Origin of the sequence: Pseudomonas sp. (genome assembly GCF_030683065.1) — a bacterium.
Lineage (GTDB): Bacteria > Pseudomonadota > Gammaproteobacteria > Pseudomonadales > Pseudomonadaceae > Aquipseudomonas.
The window spans coordinates 1-17,361 of the sequence record NZ_JAUXMX010000060.1; the positions used below are offsets into that span (position 1 = coordinate 1).

A 17,361-nucleotide genomic window follows, 5' to 3' on the forward strand; every position below is an offset into this window, starting at 1 on the left:
AACGATGTTAACCGAGTTGTAGTTGATAGTAAAAAGTTACGTTAGCAACAAATGCCCAGGTGGTGAAATTGGTAGACACGCCAGCTTCAGGTGCTGGTGACCTTACGGTCGTGGAAGTTCGAGTCTTCTCCTGGGCACCAATTCAAAAAACCGAGCCAAGCGCTCGGTTTTTTATTGCCTGCGATTTAGCAACGTAAGCAACAACTCACCCTGCTCAGCTACACGCCGCCATTCACGAGGCAAAAACACACAGCTAAAGCCCAGCAGCCCCTCAAGAACTGGCGTCACTGAGCTTAGCAAGCCCGCCTGCAACACCCAAACGCACAGGTATCGCTCGATATCTAAACGCGGAACTGCCCCAGACTGGCTTTCAGTTGCTTGGCCAGACCATCCAGCACCCGCCCACTGTCAGCCGTAGCAGCCACCGCCTCGGCAGCACGCTGAGCTTCCGCATGAATCACCTCGACCCGCCCTCGCACCGCATCAGCGCCTTCAGCCTGATGCGCTGCTGCCTGAGTCGCTGCATTGATGGCGCCATGCACCTCCTCCACCGCCCCTTGCACGGACTGCTGCACTTTGGCGCTCTCCAGCAAAGCAGCCAACCCCTGATCGGCCTGCTGACTTGCCTGCCCGATAGCGCCTACCGCTTCACGCGCACCCTTCTGCAAAGCACCGATGTGCGCCTGAATATCCCCGGTTGACTGCTGAGTCTTACTCGCCAGCGCACGCACCTCGTCCGCCACCACGGCAAAACCACGACCGCTCTCCCCAGCCCGGGCCGCCTCAATAGCGGCATTCAAGGCCAACAGATTGGTCTGCTCGGCGATACCGTGGATCACCGTGAGCACAACCTCGATCTGCTCGCTCTGCCTGGCAAGTCGCTCGATCACTGCCGCGCCCTCCCCGACCCGCAACACCAGAACCTCCATCGCCCCACCGACCCGCGCCGCAATCTCAGCGTTATCCTGGGTGGACTGGCGAATCGCCGCAACCCGGCGCAATGCTTCCTGCATGGCCTGACTCTCTGCCTGAGCCTCACCCGCCATCTGCGCCAGAGCCTGCAAGCTAGCTGCCACCTCGTCACGCTGGCGCCCGGTAGCAGCCTCAGCAGCGGCACTGCGCAGCGCCAGACTGCCAATCTCCCGTCCGGTGAGCACCGCCACCTCACCCGCCTCGCGCACAATGGGCTGCAACCTGGCGACAAACCGATTGACTGCGGCCGCCATGTCACCTACCTCGTCACGACTATCCAGCTCGACCCGCCGAGTCAGGTCGCCCTCGCCCTCGGCCAAGTCCTGCAAGGCTGCGATCAGCAACTGCAAGCGACTCAATACACGCCAACCGAGAACCAGCGCTACAGCCAAAAGCGCCAACAAACCCACCGCCGAGAGCCCCACGGCAATCCGCCAACGCAAGCTCTCGGCAGCCGCCCGAACTGAACTCAAACTACCCTGCGCCATACCCTCGGCCGCCTGCTCTGCCTCTGCCAGGCGCCGCTGCAGCGCCTGTGTGCTTTCACCTGCAGCACCCGCCAGACTGGCATCGACCAGCTCACCAGCATTGTCTACCAATGAGGAAAATCGCTGATCCAACGCCTGCAGCTCCTCCTCAACAGCAGCCCTGGACAGACCCAACTGGACCTTGCCGATCTGCGCCCCCATGGGATTAATGGCCACTTCGACCATGTACACCTGCGGATCACGCGAGGCGGCCTCGACCAACTTATCCAGCGGTGTATCACCCTGGCCCGCCGCAACCAAGGCGCGCACTCGTGCATCACTGCGATTGAAATTGCGCGTCAGGCGCTTGCCCTGCGCATCGTAATAGACGGCGAACAGCACCGCCGGATCGCGCTGAGCGATGCGCGTAAACGCCGTCAGTGCGGGGACATCGTCATCCCAGATGGCCTTGGGCGCGACGCCGGCCAGCAACTGCGCCATGGCGCCGCCTGACTGCCTGAGATTCTCTTCGAGCACGCCGCGCAACTGCACTTGCTCGGCCTGGAGCCGGCCGGAAAGCGCCTTACCAAGACCCTCGCGGGTATTGACCGACAGCGCAGCCAGGTTTTCCACCACTTCACGCTCAGCGGCGCCCAGCTCACCACTCAAACGCTGGCTATCGCCTTCCATGCGCGTTGCCAGATCGGCAACCAGCTCACCCACAGTGGCGTGGGTCAACCATACGGCAAGGCATACCTGCACCAGTATGGCGACACCCAAGGCAATGAATACCGGACGCAACAAACGGCTATGCAGTAACGCGAACATGGCGGACAAGGCCTCACTCCTCTCGAATCAAAACAGCTTATAAACAGTAATCGGCCACAAGCGCCAAAGCTGAAGCCGCCGCCCTAAAACGACAAAGGGCCGCACATGGCGACCCTTTGACACACAGCTACGACACTTAGGCGAACGGATGACGCAGAACGATGGTCTCGTTACGGTCTGGACCAGTAGAGACGATATCGATCGGCGCACCGACCAGCTCTTCCACACGCTTGATGTAGGCCCGCGCACTGGCCGGCAACTCTTCCAAGGTCTTGGCGCCCAGGGTCGACTCACTCCAGCCCGGCATGTCTTCATATACCGGCTGAAGACCCAGATAGCTGTCGGCATCGGTCGGCGCGTCGACCAGCACTTCGCCGTACTGATCCTTGTAGCCGACGCAGATGCGAATGGTCTCGAGACCATCCAGCACATCGAGCTTGGTCAGGCACAGACCGGAAATGCTATTGATTTCAATGGCGCGCCGCAGGATCACTGCATCGAACCAGCCGCAACGACGAGCACGACCGGTGGTGGAGCCGAACTCATGGCCACGCTTGGCGAGGAAAGCCCCGGTCTCATCGAACAGTTCGGTCGGAAACGGCCCCGAACCAACACGCGTGGTGTAGGCCTTGGTGATACCCAGGATGTAATCCAGGTACATCGGACCAAAACCCGACCCCGTGGCGATACCGCCGGCGGTGGTATTGGAGCTGGTGACGTAGGGATAAGTACCGTGGTCGATATCCAGCAGCGAACCCTGGGCACCCTCAAACATGATGTCCTTGGACTCGCGGCGCATCTCGTGCAGCACTGCGGTGACGTCGGCCATCATCGGCTTGAGTAGCTCGGCGTATTCCATGCACTCATCCAGCGTTTTCTGGAAGTCGATGGCCGGCTCTTTGAAGTAATTGACCAGCACGAAGTTGTGGTAGTCGAGCAACTCAGCGAGCTTGGCGGCGAAACGTTCGCGATGGAACAGGTCGCCGATACGCAGACCGCGACGCGCCACCTTGTCTTCGTATGCCGGGCCGATACCGCGACCGGTAGTACCGATCTTCAGATCGCCACGAGCCTTCTCACGAGCCTGATCCAGGGCCACGTGATAAGGAAGGATCAGCGGGCAGGACGGACTGATCCGCAGACGCTCGCGCACCGGCACACCCTTGCCTTCCAGCTTGATGATTTCACGCATCAGTGCGTCGGGGGCTACTACTACGCCGTTACCGATCAAGCACTGGACGTTCTCGCGCAGGATGCCCGAAGGGATCAAGTGCAGAACGGTTTTTTCGCCATCGATCACCAGGGTATGGCCAGCGTTGTGACCACCCTGATAGCGCACGACGGCTGCAGCCTGTTCGGTGAGCAGGTCGACGATCTTACCCTTGCCCTCATCGCCCCACTGGGTGCCCAGGACTACGACATTCTTACCCATAACACTTGTCCTCTTCACGCAAACTTGATGTCGACCGCAGCCGACGGAAACTATAGTGGGACGGCCAGTTTGGACGGCCTGCCAGGATCAGCAGCCAAGTCTGGCCAGTCAGGCGATCGATTAACGCAATACAGCCCGACCAACCTGCCTGCCTGCTCAACCCGCCAGCGGCGTTACTTGCCAGCGACCATCACACAGCAATAATTGACGATCACAGCCTACCTCGCGAGCATCGGCCAAAGCCTGCCCAGGCAAGGCCTGCACCACACGCTCGCCCTCACCGCGCAGGCGCTGCACCGCTCGCCACAGGTACACGTCATGATGATCAGGCGCCCAGATGCCCGCAGGCAACTCACCGAGCGGCATCTGTCCGAGACTGACCAGGGTTTTCAGATCGGTGGAAAAACCCGTCGCCGGACGCGCCCGACCGAAATCGGCGCCGATATCATCATATCGACCACCCTGGGCTATCGATTGGCCGACACCGGGCACGAAGGCCGCAAATACCACGCCTGTGTGATAGCGATAGCCACGCAGCTCACCGAGATCGAAATACAAGGGCAACTCTGGGTAACGCAGACTCAACGCGTCGGCAATAGCCAGCAAGTCATCCAGCGCGGCGTGCACATCATCCGGCGCCTCGACCAGACAAGCCTGCGCCAAATCCAGCACGTCACGGCCGCCACAGAGCTCGGCCAAGGCACGCAACATTTTGCGCAGCGCAGCCGGCAAGGCCTCAGTCAGCAGCACAATCTCGTCCATGGCCTTGCGCTGCAGCGCATCGAACAATTGCTGCTCAACCTCGCCCGACAAGCCGGCAGCACGCGCCAGGCCACGGTAAATACCAACATGACCGAGATCGATGTGGATATCGGGCACCTGCGCCAACTCCAGAGTGTCCACCAGCAGGCTGATCACCTCTACATCACTGGCCGGACTGGCATCACCATACAACTCGGCGCCCAATTGGATCGGGCTGCGCGAGGTGGTCAACGCTCTCGGTTGAGCATGCACCACGCTGCCGGCATAGCAAAGACGGCTCGGCCCTTCGCGGCGCAAGGTGTGCGCGTCAATACGCGCCACCTGCGGCGTGATATCAGCGCGAAAACCCATCTGCCGTCCCGACAGCGGGTCGGTCACTTTGAAGGTGCGCAAATCCAAATCCTTACCGGCGCCAGTAAGCAGCGACTCCAGATATTCGATATGCGGCGTCACCACAAATTCATACCCCCAGCGCTGGAACAGATCCAGCACCTGACGGCGCGCGACTTCAATGCGCGCCGCTTCCGGCGGCAGTACTTCTTCGATGCCATCTGGTAGTAGCCAGCGGTCTACCGTTGCCATTTCGCCATTCCCCTCTTGAACCGGGCGGCACAAGCCTTCAGTGAAGCAGATAAAGGAGAGCTGTACCCAGCAACATGCTGGTCAGCCCCATCAGTCGCAGTCGTAGATCCGACAGCCTTGCAAGCTGTGCGACTGCCCCACGCCAAAAGCGTGGATAGAGGAAGGGCAGGATGCCTTCCAGGACCAGCAATAGACAAAACGCAATGCCCAATTCCTGCCACATGATACCCACAGACGCAAAAAAGCCGGGATTTTCCCGGCTGCCGAATCATACCACGTTTTTCTAAACGGTCACCCCGACGGACGGCTAGCGTCCGCCGGGGATCTGTTTAAGGCTTGGACTTTTCCAGGTAACGGAAGAAATCACTGCTCGGATCGAGCACCAGCACATCACGCTTGTCCGCGAAGCTCTCGCGATAAGCTCTCAGGCTGCGATAGAACGAGTAGAACTCTTGATCCTCGCTATAGGCCTTTGAGTATATAGCTGCCGCCTGGGCATCACCATTACCGCGCAGCTCTTCAGCCTGGCGATAGGCATCAGCCAGCAACACTCGACGCTGACGATCTGCATCGGCGCGAATACCTTCAGCCAGCTCCTTACCTTTTGCACGATGCTCACGGGCCTCGCGCTCACGCTCGGAACTCATGCGGTCGAACACGCTACGGTTAACTTCTTTTGGCAGGTCGATGGCCTTGACGCGCACATCCACTACCTCGATACCCAACTCACGTTGCGCAGCGCGATTCAGCGAAGCCGTTACATCCGCCATCAGCGCATCACGCTCACCGGATACCGACTCGTGCAACGTGCGCTTACCGAACTGGTCACGCAGCGATGCCTCCAGACGGCGCGACAGACGCTCATCGGCGATTTGCTTGATACCCGAAGTCGCCGTGTAGTAGCGCTCAGCATCAAGCACTCGCCACTTGGCAAAGGCATCAACCATCAACGCTTTCTTTTCCAGGGTAAGGAAACGCGAACTGGAGGAATCCAACGTCAGGAGACGCGCATCAAACTTGCGCACCTGATTGACGTAGGGAACCTTCACATGCAGACCCGGCTGCACATCCGGCTGGACTATACGACCGAACTGCAGCAGTACCGCCCGCTCAGTTTGCGCCACTATATAGAAGCTGTTCCAGGCAACCAGCGCCAGTACTACGCCAACAATCAGGGCGATCAGCGACTTATTGCTCATCAGCGGGTCTCCCTTGTACGCAGTTCAGCCTGGCGCGGGTCATTACTCATACGCGAACCCGCATCAGCGGCGCCCGCACCCGACACGGAGCTCGACCCCACACTGCTGCGACCATCGATCATCTTGTCCAGCGGCAGGTAAAGCAGATTGTTCTGTCCCTTGTCGCCAGTCACCAATACCTTACTGGTATTGCTCATCAGCTCTTGCATGGTGTCCAGATACAAACGCTCACGCGTAACTTCCGGCGCTTTGCGGTACTCGGTTACCAATGCAGTGAAGCGATCCGCCTCACCCGTTGCGCGAGAAACCACTTCTTCGCGATAACCACTGGCATCCTCAATCAGACGCTGGGCCTGACCACGCGCCTCTGGAACCACGCCGTTAGCATAAGTTTCAGCCTGATTCTTCTCGCGCTGCTCGTCTTCACGGGCACGGATCACGTCATCAAAGGCTTCCTGTACTTCACGCGGCGCTGCCGCACTCTGCAAGTTGACCTGAGTAACACTGATGCCGGTGCGATACGTATCGAGGAAGCGCTGCAAGCGGTCCTTGACCTCACTGGCCATCAGCTCGCGACCTTCGGTCAGCACCTGGTCCATCTCGGTCGAGCCGACGACATGGCGCACGGCGCTGTCAGTAGCGTGCTGCAAGCTGACTTCCGGCTGATCCACGTTGAGCACGAAGTCCTGCAGATTGCTGATCTTGTACTGCACGGTCAGCGGCACTTCGATGATGTTCTCGTCCTCGGTGAGCATCTGCCCCTGCTTGCTGTAAGCACGCTCGCGGGTGACGTTCGCCTGGAACTTACGATCGATCGGCGGGAAGTAAATATTCAGACCCGGCCCTACGGTTTCGTAGTATTTGCCTAATCGCAGTACCACAGCCTGCTCTTGCTCATCGACCACGTAGATCGCGCTGTACAACCAAACAGCAGAGAGCACGGCCAAGCCAATTAGCAACAGACCAAAGCCACCGCCTTTACCAGCACCGTCACTGCTGCCACGTTTCTTACCGCCACCGAACAGCCCGTTGAGGCTTTCCTGCAGCTTGCGGAAGGCCTCGTCGAGATCCGGCGGCCCCTTGCGATCACCGCCTTTGCGGCCGCCCCAAGGATCCTGATTGTTCGAGTTGCCACCCGGCTCATTCCAAGCCATAGCGCTCTCCATCTAATAAAGCAAAGACGCGCCCACGGCGCGCCGACCCATGCTACCGAATGCTAGCCATCAGCGGCAAAGCCACTGTGGCAGGCTTTATTGCAAAGTGTGTTGCTCGATAAATTCCAACGGCTTCAAACCTGCCCGCGTAACCAGTCGATTCAGCTCAATGCGCGGCAAGCGTACTGCCAACAAACTGCTGCCATCCTCGACATGTTCCTCGCTTTGCACCGCACCAAAAGCAAAGAATTGCGCACGCAGTCGCGCCAGGTGCTGCGGTAACTGCAATGTAGCGATAAACAGATCATCAGCCAACAATTCGGCAATAGCCTGCTTCAACAAGGGCAGGCCTCGCCCGTCACGGGCAGACAACCACACCCGCTGCGGCTTGCCGTCGGCATCGCGCTGAATTTGCGGTTCAACACCTTCGAGCAAATCCAGCTTGTTGTATACCTCGAGCATCGGCAACTCGTGCGCACCGATCTCGCCAAGCACCGCCATGACCTGCTCAATCTGCTGATCACGCTCAGGCTCGTGCGCATCAATCACATGCAGCAGCAAGTCAGAATTACTCGACTCTTCGAGCGTCGCCCGGAAAGCTTCGACCAATTTGTGTGGCAGATGGCGGATAAAGCCCACCGTATCGGCCAATACAATTGGCCCAAGATCGTCCAACTCCAAGCGGCGCAAGGTTGGATCAAGGGTGGCGAACAACTGATCGGCAGCGTAAACGTCCGACTCGGTCAAGGCGTTGAACAGGGTCGATTTACCGGCGTTGGTATAACCTACCAAAGACACTGAAGGGATATCCGCGCGCTTGCGCCCACGCCTGGCTTGCTCGCGCTGGCTGCGCACCTTCTCAAGCTTCTGCTTGATCTGACGAATGCGTACGCGCAACAAGCGACGGTCAGTTTCCAGCTGAGTCTCACCCGGACCACGCAGACCGATACCGCCCTTCTGCCGCTCCAGGTGAGTCCAACCACGAACCAGACGAGTACTCAGGTGATCCAGTTGTGCCAACTCAACCTGCAACTTGCCTTCGTGAGTACGCGCGCGCTGAGCGAAAATATCGAGAATCAGGCCCGTACGGTCCAGCACTCGACACTCGAAAACCCGCTCAAGGTTGCGCTCCTGACTGGGAGTAAGGACGTGATTGAAGATCACCAGATCCGCCCCGAGGGTTTTAACCTGGTCGCGCAGCTCCTCGACCTTGCCACTGCCAATCAAATACTTTGCGGTCAGCCGGCTACTCGGCACGCTAAGAAAGGCAACCGTATCGGCGCCAGCCGAAATGGCCAGCTCCTGAAACTCTTGCGGATCTTCGCGCGACGCGGAATCCTGACCATCCAGATGAACCAGGACAGCCCGCTCACCCCCCTCATGACGCTCGAAGAACAATACAACCTCCTAGATCAGGCGTTGCCCGGCTCGGCTTCGGCCAGCTCAGCCTCGGAAACGCTCGGCAAACGCACCGGACGGCTTGGCACCACAGTGGAAATGGCGTGCTTGTAGACCATCTGGCTGACAGTATTTTTCAGCAAAATCACGAACTGGTCGAAAGACTCGATCTGGCCTTGCAGCTTGATGCCGTTAACCAGATAAATGGAAACCGGGACGCGTTCCTTACGCAGGGTATTGAGGTAAGGGTCTTGTAGCGAATGCCCTTTTGACATGTGTCACACTCCTTTGAAAATTCAATAATTAATAGTTTTAGTAAACAAAAAAACAGTTTCGAGCCGGCACACCCCAAGGATAGACGGTCAATAACGTAATCTCAGGTCAATATGGAGGCCGGCGCCAGGTATTTCAAGGCGCGCGGCAGATTGTCACAAGCCAGACTGTCCAACCAGTGTAAATCAGCCCAGCTGCGCAACCAGGTAAACTGCCTTTTGGCCAGCTGACGCGTAGCGATAATGCCACGCTCACGCATCTGCGCCTCACTCAAGTTACCTTCCAGATAATCCCACACCTGGCGATACCCCACCGCTCGTATAGACGGTAATCCCGGATGCAGGTCACTTCTCTGCCGCAGACGTTCGACCTCGTCGACAAAGCCCTGTTCCAGCATCAACTGAAATCGTTGTGCAATTCGCCCATGCAGCATCTGGCGCTGCGCCGGGGCAATGGCGATGTGCGCAACAGTATAGGGGAGTTGCCCAGCCCCAGACTCACCCATGACACGATTTTGCGCCGCCTGGCGCTGGCGATGCCCGGTCATGCTCAGACCGCTGACGCGATAGACCTCCAGCGCCCGAACCAGGCGCTGCGGGTCATTGGGATGGATGCGCGCCGCGGACTCGGGATCGACTGACTGCAACTCGCGGTGCAGTGCATCCCAGCCTTCGACCAGAGCACGCGCTTCCAGCTCGGCGCGCACGTGCGGATCAGCACCCGGCATATCGGCCAACCCCTCGAGCAGCGCTTTGAAATAGAGCATGGTCCCACCGACCAGCAACGGTATGCGCCCACGCGAACTTATCTCGGCCATCGCCGCCAGCGCGTCGGCACGAAACTCGGCGGCCGAGTAGCTTTCGGCTGGGTCGCGAATGTCGATCAGCCGATGCGGGAACTCAGCGAGCGTGGCTTTATCGGGCTTCGCGGTGCCTATGTCCATACCGCGATAGATCAAGGCCGAATCGACACTAATCAACTCGCACGGCAACACCCGCGCCAGCTCGAGGGCCAGATCGGTCTTGCCGGCGGCGGTAGGCCCCATCAGGAAAATTGCCGGCGGCAGGCGTTCGGACATCGTCAATACGTCTCAAGGGTTGTGAAAATATCGCGCGAGCCCGCGAGACTGCCTTCAGGCGCTCGCGGCATTGCGCAACGCCAGTAGCGAACAGTTGAAGGAGGCCGGCTCACACGTTCTCAGTGCAGCGCAAACGTCGACCGCCCGCGACTCGGTCAGCGGCCACGCAAGAACAACTTGTCCAGATCGTCCATGCCCATCTGGGTCCAGGTCGGCCGGCCATGGTTGCATTGACCGCTGCGCTCGGTGTGCTCCATATCGCGCAGCAGAGCGTTCATTTCCGGCAGGCTCAAACGTCGATTGGCCCGTACCGAACCGTGGCAGGCCATGGTGCCCAGCAGCTCGTTGAGATGCGCCTGAATCCGGTCACTGGTGCCGTACTCGAGTAAATCGGTCAGCACATCCGCCACCAAACGATTGGCTTCGGCCTGCTTGAGCAGCGCGGGAATCTGCCGAATAGCCAGGCTTTCCGGCCCCAGACGCTGCAATTCAAAGCCCAGCCGCTGAAACCAGGCGCCATGCTCTTCGGCGCAATCCGCCTCGCGCTGACTCACCGCCAGCGATTCAGGCACCAGCAATGGCTGGCCGCGCAAGCCTTCGCTGGCCATGGCGACCTTCAGTCGTTCATAGGTGATCCGTTCATGCGCCGCGTGCATATCAACCAGCACCAGGCCTTTCACATTTTCGGCAAGGATATACACGCCCTTGAGCTGGGCGATGGCGTAACCGAGCGGCGGCACGTCGCCCTGGGCCTCGGGCAGACTCGCTGGCACCACATTCAGTGGCGCAAAATACTCGCGGTAGGCGCCCTGCGCTTCGGCAGCGGGCACCCCGGACTGCGACCGCTGCCCTTGGTAACCGGCGCCTGGCGAGCGCCAGACCGACTCGCTCGGCGCAGGCTCAAGCAAGCTGGCAGCCAGGCCAATTTCGCCCTGCGGGCCGAACTCACCCGCCGCCTGCCCAGTCGGCGCCAGCATGCCGGTTACCGCTGCCGGCGCGGCCAACTGATCTTCGGGACGCACATCGCCCAACGCACGGTGCAAGGTGCCGTAGAGAAAATCATGAACCATGCGCCCATCGCGAAAGCGCACTTCGTGCTTGGTTGGGTGCACGTTGACATCGACGACCGAGGGGTCGATTTCAAGAAACAGCACAAACGTCGGATGACGGCCATTGAATAGTACGTCACGGTAGGCTTGCCGAACCGCATGAGCAACCAGCTTGTCGCGCACCGTGCGCCCGTTGACGTAGAAATACTGCAGGTCCGCCGAACTGCGCGAGAACGTCGGCAAGCCGACCCAGCCCCACAGGCGCAGGCCATTGCGCTCGATCTCGACGGGCAGCGCCTGCTCGAGAAAAGCCGCACCGCAGACCGAGGCCACCCGCCGCGCACGACTGACGTCGTCATTGGCTTCATGTAGCCCAAGCACGGTCTTGCCGTTATGGCGCAAGTGGAAAGCCACATCGAAGCGCGCCAGTGCCAGGCGCTTGATGACCTCCTGCAGGTGATCGAATTCGGTTTTCTCTGCCTTGAGGAACTTGCGCCGCGCCGGCGTATTAAAGAACAGGTCGCGCACTTCCACCGAAGTCCCGACCGGGTGCGCGGCGGGCTGCACGCGCGGCTGCATGTCGCGCCCTTCGGTTTCCACCTGCCAGGCCTGCTCGGCATCGGCCGTACGCGAGGTCAGGGTCAGTCGCGCAACCGAGCTGATCGAGGCCAGAGCCTCACCACGAAAGCCCAGGCTCATCACCTGCTCAAGGTCTTCAAGCTCACGGATCTTACTGGTGGCGTGTCGGGCCAATGCCAGCGGCAAATCGTCAGCGGCGATGCCACTGCCGTCGTCACGCACCCGCAGCAGCTTGACCCCGCCTTGCTCGACATCCACTTCAATACGTCGAGCACCGGAATCCAGGCTGTTCTCAAGCAACTCCTTGATCACCGAAGCCGGCCGCTCAACCACCTCGCCTGCAGCGATCTGGTTGGCCAGGCGCGGACTCAAGAGCTGGATACGCACATCACTATTCATGGCTGAGCCGCCAGAGCCGTGGTGGGAACTTGCAGCACCTGGCCGACCTTGATCACGTCGGAACGAAGCGCATTGGCACTGCGCAGGGCGCCAAGACTGACCTGATAACGCAGTGCGATCAGGGCCAGGCTCTCGCCGGAGCTGACTACATGCTCGCGCGGCCCCTGGACAATTTTGCCGTTATCGCGCTGCCAGGCGACATAGCTGCCGGGCGGCGGGTTCTCCTGAAAGAACTGCCGAACGCCGGTCACGATAGAGCGTGCCAGCGCCTGCTGGTGGCTGGCACTGGCCAGTTTGCGCGCTTCATTGGGGTTGGAAATAAACCCGGTCTCAACCAGGATCGACGGCATATCCGGCGATTTGAGCACCATGAAGCCAGCCTGCTCGACCCGACGCTTATGCAGTGGGGTAATGCGACCCATATTGCTCAGCACCTTGTTGCCGACATTCAGACTGGACGACAGCGAAGCGGTCATCGAAAGGTCGAGCAGCACCCCAGCAAGCATCTTGTCCTTATCATCAAGGCTGACATTGCCAGCACCGCCAATCAGATCCGACTGGTTCTCTGCGTCGGCCAACCAACGCGCAGTCTCCGACGTAGCGCCGCGATCCGACAGGGCATACACCGAGGCGCCAAAGGCCGATGCACGCGGCGCTGCATCTGCATGAATCGAGACGAACAGATCGGCGCCTTTCTTGCGCGCAATGTCGGCGCGCCTGCGCAGCGGGATGAAGTAATCGCCGGTGCGCACCAATTCAGCACGAAAGCCCTTCTCCGCATTGATCTGGCGCTGCAACTCCTTCGAAATAGACAGGGTCACATGCTTTTCATACTGGCCCTTGACGGGCGAAAGCGCACCCGGGTCTTCGCCACCGTGGCCGGCGTCAATGGCGATGACGATATCGCGCTTGCCACTGGGCACGGGCGTCAACTTGGGCGGCGTCCGAGTTGGCGTGACCGGGACCGGCGGCGCACTGGCCACCTGGGTTATTGGCAAGCTCGGGGCAGCGCCGCCCTCATGGTCGAACAAATCAACAACCAGGCGGTGGCCGTATTGCTGATTGGGCGCCAGCATGAAGCTCTTGGGCGTAACCTGCGATGACAAATCAATCACTACCCGCAAATCGTCAGCCGTGCGTTGCGCCGAGCGCATGCCGGTAATCGGCGTATTGCTCAATGCCAGATTGCCGAACTGGGTCGCCAACTTGGCGCCGCGGAGATCTATGACGATGCGATTCGGCGCAGTAAGGGTAAAGACACTATGCTGCACGGGACCAGACAGATCGAAGACCAACCGGGTGTTGTCCGGCGCCCGCCACAGCCTTACGCTGCGCACATCCGAAGCGGCAAAAACCTCGACAGCCAGCACCGCCAGTACCACTCCAACCGCGATGAAACGCGCGCCTATGCGCATACCCAACCCCATTTTATTTTGATCATGCCCCGACGGCCAAAGCAGCACACCAGGTTTTGCCGCGCTCGCCTTGCGCCTGCAAATGCAGGGAACGCCCAGTCGCTTGTGCGGTAATGGTAATGTCCATGTCAGCCTTTGGCAAAACGCCTGTTCCGCGCTCTGGCCACTCGACCAGACACAAGGCATCGTCATCGAAGTAGTCGCGCACCCCCAAGTACTCCAATTCCTCCGGATCGACCAGGCGATACAGATCGAAATGGAACACGCGAACGGCATCAATTTCGTAAGGCTCGACCAGCGTAAAGGTCGGACTTTTCACCGCCCCGACATGGCTCAGGCCGCGAATTATCCCGCGCGACAACGTGGTTTTCCCCGCACCCAGATCCCCATGCAGATAGATCACCCCACGCCCACCGCTCACCTCGGCGATACGCGCACCCAGCATCAGCATCGCCGCTTCATCGGCGGCATACAGCTCTAACTCGAACACACTGACTGCTCCTGCAACAATTGACGAATGGCTGCGCACAGATCACTCGCTGCCAACCCACAGCCCTGCTCAGCAAGGCGCTCACCAGCACTTGCATGCAGCCATACTGCCAGACTGGCCGCCGCCATCGCAGGCAAACCCTGCGCCAGTAACGCACCAATCAATCCAGCCAACACGTCGCCTAAACCAGCGCCAGCCATAGCCGGGTGACCACGCTCGCAGAGCAACAACTGTCCGGCAGCATCAGCAACCAGAGTGCCCGCGCCCTTGAGCACGCACACTGCCTGGTAGCGCAACGCCAAGGCCCGCGCCGCTGCCGGGCGATCGGCCTGCACCTCGGCGCTCGTGATGCCCAACAAGCGCGCAGCCTCACCTGGATGCGGCGTAATCACGCCACCCGCCGGCATCTTGACCGCAGCCACGGCCAGCAGGTTCAAGGCGTCGGCATCCCAGACCTGCGCAGTATCAGCAATCGCCGCCACCGACAGCAGGCTTCGCCCCCAGGCGCCCTGCCCCAGCCCTGGCCCGACCACCCAAACGCTGGCCGCCGCGCCCAGCGCCAGCAGCTGATTGGACGAGGCTACGGCGACGCTCATCACCTCGGGCAGACGCGCTTGCGCCGCCGCCAGGTGCTCGCTACGGGTTGCCAGAGAAACCAGGCCGGCGCCGGCGCGCAGAGCACTTTGCGCCGCCAGCAAAGCAGCACCGGCGAAACCGCGATCACCACCGACTACCAGCACATGGCCCAACTGCCCTTTATGCACGGTACGTGGCCGCGCGGCCAAACGCGGCACATACGCGCCGGCAAGCCGCCGCGCCACGCACGCCTGCGCAGCCACCAGTGACGGCTCGGCCTGCAGATCCTCGAATAGCAACTCCCCTACCCAATCCGCAGCCACCCCGGTAAACAACCCCAGCTTCAGGCCGATCAGGGTCACCGTCACCTGCGCGCGCACCGCCACGCCCAGCACCTGACCGCTGTCAGCGCACAGGCCCGAGGGAATATCCACCGCCAATACCGGCAGACCGCTGGCATTGAGCACGCGAATCGCCTGGGCATAGGGTTCGCGCACCGCGCCACTGAGGCCGGTGCCGAGCAACGCATCAAGCACCACGCCACTCAGCTCGGCGCATTCACGCCAAGGTCGAACAGGCACCCCAGCAGCCAGTGCCTCATCCCGCGCCAGCGCCGCATCACCCTGCAGCAGCGCCGGATCACCTACCGCCAGCAACTGCACCTGCCAGCCGGCCCGCAACGCCAGGGCCGCCACCAGGTAGCCGTCACCAGCATTATTGCCGCGCCCGGCCAGCACCGTCAGCGTCCCGGCATCCGGCCAACGGCGGCGCAGCGCCCGCCAGATGGCATGCGCGGCGCGGCTCATCAGCTCGAAACCAGGGGTACCCGCGGCGATCAGGCGGGCATCCAGCTCGCGGACCTGAGCGGCGCTGTATAAAGCGAGGGGGAAATTGTCTGGCGATTGCGGCATGCGTAGGCTCCGATGTCTGGCAGAATTATACCCACCTCCGCCCTGGTTACTCGCCCCATATGACAACTGCCGCACTCGACCTCAATGCCCTCGCCCAGTCGATCAAGGAATGGGGCCGCGAGCTGGGCTTTCAACAGGTCGGCATTGCCGGGCTGGAGCTGAGCGAACACGAGGCACACCTGCAACGCTGGCTGGACGCCGGCTACCAGGGCGAAATGGAATACATGGCCGCCCACGGCAGCAAGCGCTCGCACCCCGAGCAACTGGTGCCCGGCACCTTGCGGGTAGTCTCGTTGCGCATGGACTACCTGCCCGGCGACACACAAATGGCCCAGCGCCTGGGCGAACCGGAGAAAGCCTATGTATCGCGCTATGCCCTGGGCCGCGACTACCACAAGCTGATCCGCAAACGCCTGCAACAGCTGGCCGAGCGCATCCAGCAGCAGATCGGTCCGTTCGGCTACCGCGCCTTCGTCGACAGTGCGCCGATTCTGGAAAAAGCCATTGCCGAACAGGCTGGCCTCGGCTGGATCGGCAAGAACACCCTGGTACTCAACCGTAGCGCCGGTAGCTACTTCTTCTTGGGCGAGCTGTTCGTCGACCTGCCGCTGCCGGTCGACGCACCGCACGCCACAGAACATTGCGGGCGCTGCACCGCGTGCATGGACATCTGCCCTACCGGGGCGTTTGTCGGCCCTTACGTGCTGGATGCCCGACGCTGCATTTCCTACCTGACCATCGAACTGAAAGGCTCGATCCCCGAGGAGCTGCGCGCACCGATTGGCAACCGCGTATTCGGCTGCGACGACTGCCAGTTGGTCTGCCCGTGGAACCGTTTCGCCCGGCCCACCGAGCAGGCCGATTTTCAACCGCGCCATCAGCTGGATAACGCCGAGCTGGCGGCACTGTTCCGTTGGAGCGAAGAAGAGTTCTTGAGTCGCACCGAAGGTTCACCGTTGCGCCGCGCCGGCTACGAGCGTTGGCTGCGCAACCTGGCAGTGGGCTTGGGTAATGCCCCCTCGAGCATCCCGGTGCTCGAAGCGCTGCACGCGCGCAGCGACCATCCCTCGGCACTGGTGCGCGAGCATGTAGAGTGGGCACTGGCGCAGCACCACAGGAGAATAGCGGAATAGTCCAGTAGCCCATGGCACTCATTCTGTGGCCTACGCCTAAGCCTTGATGAAGTGCTCGCGGTAGTACTGGAGTTCGGCAATCGACTCGCGAATATCGTCCAGTGCCTGGTGGCTACCCTTCTTCACAAAGCCCTCCTTGAGCAGCGGCGCCCAGCGTTCGGCAAGGATCTTCAGGGTCGAGACATCCAGGTAGCGGTAGTGGAAATAGGCTTCCAGCGCCGGCATGTAGCGATAGAGAAAACGCCGATCCTGACCGATGCTGTTACCACAGATCGGCGACTTACCCTTGGGCACCCACTGCTCGAGAAAGGCAATGGTCTGCGCCTCGGCCTCGGCCTGACTGATCGTACTCTCACGCACCCGCTTGACCAGGCCACTTTCGCCATGGGTGCGGGTGTTCCATTCATCCATGCCAGCCAGCGCCTCGTCACTCTGATGCACCGCAATCACCGGGCCTTCGGCCAGAATATTGAGGTCGCTATCGGTAATGATCGTGGCCATTTCGATGATCACGTCTGTATCTGGCTCAAGCCCGGTCATTTCCAGGTCGATCCAAATCAGATTCTGTGGGTTTTGCATGCTGCACTCCTCGGCTGATGCCAGCAGTTTAGCGAATAAAGTCGCAGACGAAGCGACGGACTTACCCTCCGCACGGCCGCTCACG

Annotated in this window: 15 protein-coding genes, 1 tRNA gene and 1 pseudogene; 2 read left to right on the forward strand and 15 right to left on the reverse strand. The window is 60.6% G+C overall.

Annotated features, from left to right (window positions below):
* The first annotated feature begins 53 nt into the window (after positions 1-53).
* Positions 54-140, forward strand: a tRNA-Leu gene (locus Q8K09_RS18165).
* 201 nt (positions 141-341) lie between these two features.
* Here Q8K09_RS18165 and Q8K09_RS21360 read toward each other — a convergent pair.
* The 14 genes and pseudogenes from Q8K09_RS21360 to Q8K09_RS18230 all read right to left on the reverse strand — a co-directional run bounded on the left by Q8K09_RS21360 (position 342) and on the right by Q8K09_RS18230 (position 15,564).
* Entirely contained in the window at positions 342-1,226 is an 885-nt protein-coding gene (locus Q8K09_RS21360) for a methyl-accepting chemotaxis protein (RefSeq protein ID WP_370869572.1), read from the reverse strand.
* A pseudogene (locus Q8K09_RS21365) lies at positions 1,200-2,267 on the reverse strand (HAMP domain-containing protein); the annotation flags it as partial. The gene Q8K09_RS21360 and the pseudogene Q8K09_RS21365, both read right to left, overlap by 27 nt.
* A 136-nt stretch (positions 2,268-2,403) precedes the next feature.
* Positions 2,404-3,699: an adenylosuccinate synthase gene (locus Q8K09_RS18175; protein WP_305256391.1), complete on the reverse strand. Its 1,296-nt coding sequence runs from the start codon at positions 3,697-3,699 to the stop codon at positions 2,404-2,406.
* A 156-nt stretch (positions 3,700-3,855) separates the two neighbouring features.
* On the reverse strand, positions 3,856-5,043 hold the full coding sequence (locus Q8K09_RS18180; RefSeq protein WP_305256392.1) for an ATP phosphoribosyltransferase regulatory subunit: 1,188 nt from the start codon (positions 5,041-5,043) through the stop codon (positions 3,856-3,858).
* 37 nt (positions 5,044-5,080) lie between these two features.
* Positions 5,081-5,266: a DUF2065 family protein gene (locus Q8K09_RS18185; RefSeq protein ID WP_305256393.1), complete on the reverse strand. Its 186-nt coding sequence runs from the start codon at positions 5,264-5,266 to the stop codon at positions 5,081-5,083.
* Between the two features lie 106 nt (positions 5,267-5,372).
* Positions 5,373-6,242: a protease modulator HflC gene (hflC, locus tag Q8K09_RS18190; protein ID WP_305256394.1), complete on the reverse strand. Its 870-nt coding sequence runs from the start codon at positions 6,240-6,242 to the stop codon at positions 5,373-5,375.
* On the reverse strand, positions 6,242-7,396 hold the full coding sequence (gene hflK, locus Q8K09_RS18195) for an FtsH protease activity modulator HflK (protein ID WP_305256395.1): 1,155 nt from the start codon (positions 7,394-7,396) through the stop codon (positions 6,242-6,244). The genes hflC and hflK overlap by 1 nt, the downstream gene beginning before the upstream one ends.
* A 96-nt stretch (positions 7,397-7,492) precedes the next feature.
* On the reverse strand, positions 7,493-8,794 hold the full coding sequence (gene hflX / locus Q8K09_RS18200; protein WP_305256396.1) for a ribosome rescue GTPase HflX: 1,302 nt from the start codon (positions 8,792-8,794) through the stop codon (positions 7,493-7,495).
* Positions 8,795-8,808: 14 nt separating this feature from the next.
* A complete protein-coding gene (hfq, locus tag Q8K09_RS18205; RefSeq protein ID WP_305256397.1) occupies positions 8,809-9,069 on the reverse strand; it encodes an RNA chaperone Hfq in 261 nt (86 codons plus the stop codon).
* A 101-nt stretch (positions 9,070-9,170) separates the two neighbouring features.
* Entirely contained in the window at positions 9,171-10,145 is a 975-nt protein-coding gene (gene miaA / locus Q8K09_RS18210; protein ID WP_305256398.1) for a tRNA (adenosine(37)-N6)-dimethylallyltransferase MiaA, read from the reverse strand.
* Between the two features lie 155 nt (positions 10,146-10,300).
* On the reverse strand, positions 10,301-12,172 hold the full coding sequence (mutL, locus tag Q8K09_RS18215; protein WP_305256399.1) for a DNA mismatch repair endonuclease MutL: 1,872 nt from the start codon (positions 12,170-12,172) through the stop codon (positions 10,301-10,303).
* The gene (locus Q8K09_RS18220) at positions 12,169-13,587 is read right to left on the reverse strand and encodes an N-acetylmuramoyl-L-alanine amidase (RefSeq protein WP_305256401.1); all 1,419 of its coding nucleotides are present in this window, start codon (positions 13,585-13,587) and stop codon (positions 12,169-12,171) included. The genes mutL and Q8K09_RS18220 overlap by 4 nt, the downstream gene beginning before the upstream one ends.
* Positions 13,588-13,609: 22 nt before the next feature.
* Positions 13,610-14,077 (reverse strand): tRNA (adenosine(37)-N6)-threonylcarbamoyltransferase complex ATPase subunit type 1 TsaE, encoded by a 468-nt coding sequence (gene tsaE, locus Q8K09_RS18225; protein ID WP_305256402.1) that lies wholly within the window; start codon positions 14,075-14,077, stop codon positions 13,610-13,612.
* Positions 14,065-15,564 carry an NAD(P)H-hydrate dehydratase gene (locus tag Q8K09_RS18230; RefSeq protein ID WP_305256403.1) on the reverse strand — a complete coding sequence of 500 codons (1,500 nt, stop codon included), beginning with the start codon at positions 15,562-15,564 and terminating at the stop codon, positions 14,065-14,067. The genes tsaE and Q8K09_RS18230 overlap by 13 nt, the downstream gene beginning before the upstream one ends.
* A gap of 59 nt (positions 15,565-15,623) precedes the next feature.
* Here Q8K09_RS18230 and queG point away from each other — a divergent pair, with 59 nt between their 5' ends.
* Positions 15,624-16,697, forward strand: a complete 1,074-nt coding sequence (gene queG / locus Q8K09_RS18235) for a tRNA epoxyqueuosine(34) reductase QueG (protein ID WP_305256404.1) — start codon at positions 15,624-15,626, stop codon at positions 16,695-16,697.
* 36 nt (positions 16,698-16,733) lie between these two features.
* Here the strand turns inward: queG and orn are convergent, their stop codons facing one another.
* On the reverse strand, positions 16,734-17,276 hold the full coding sequence (orn, locus tag Q8K09_RS18240) for an oligoribonuclease (protein ID WP_305256405.1): 543 nt from the start codon (positions 17,274-17,276) through the stop codon (positions 16,734-16,736).
* Positions 17,277-17,361 lie beyond the last annotated feature (85 nt).

Bases quoted from the DNA above. Each gene is read 5' to 3' on its own strand.
- Q8K09_RS21360 (WP_370869572.1), bottom strand. From the start codon at position 1,226: ATGGCGGCCGCAGTCAATCGGTTTGTCGCCAGGTTGCAGCCCATTGTG.
- Q8K09_RS18175 (WP_305256391.1), bottom strand. From the start codon at position 3,699: ATGGGTAAGAATGTCGTAGTCCTGGGCACCCAGTGGGGCGATGAGGGC.
- Q8K09_RS18180 (WP_305256392.1), bottom strand. From the start codon at position 5,043: ATGGCAACGGTAGACCGCTGGCTACTACCAGATGGCATCGAAGAAGTA.
- Q8K09_RS18185 (WP_305256393.1), bottom strand. From the start codon at position 5,266: ATGTGGCAGGAATTGGGCATTGCGTTTTGTCTATTGCTGGTCCTGGAA.
- hflC (WP_305256394.1), bottom strand. From the start codon at position 6,242: ATGAGCAATAAGTCGCTGATCGCCCTGATTGTTGGCGTAGTACTGGCG.
- hflK (WP_305256395.1), bottom strand. From the start codon at position 7,396: ATGGCTTGGAATGAGCCGGGTGGCAACTCGAACAATCAGGATCCTTGG.
- hfq (WP_305256397.1), bottom strand. From the start codon at position 9,069: ATGTCAAAAGGGCATTCGCTACAAGACCCTTACCTCAATACCCTGCGT.
- miaA (WP_305256398.1), bottom strand. From the start codon at position 10,145: ATGTCCGAACGCCTGCCGCCGGCAATTTTCCTGATGGGGCCTACCGCC.
- mutL (WP_305256399.1), bottom strand. From the start codon at position 12,172: ATGAATAGTGATGTGCGTATCCAGCTCTTGAGTCCGCGCCTGGCCAAC.
- Q8K09_RS18220 (WP_305256401.1), bottom strand. From the start codon at position 13,587: ATGCGCATAGGCGCGCGTTTCATCGCGGTTGGAGTGGTACTGGCGGTG.
- Q8K09_RS18230 (WP_305256403.1), bottom strand. From the start codon at position 15,564: ATGCCGCAATCGCCAGACAATTTCCCCCTCGCTTTATACAGCGCCGCT.
- queG (WP_305256404.1), top strand. From the start codon at position 15,624: ATGACAACTGCCGCACTCGACCTCAATGCCCTCGCCCAGTCGATCAAG.
- orn (WP_305256405.1), bottom strand. From the start codon at position 17,276: ATGCAAAACCCACAGAATCTGATTTGGATCGACCTGGAAATGACCGGG.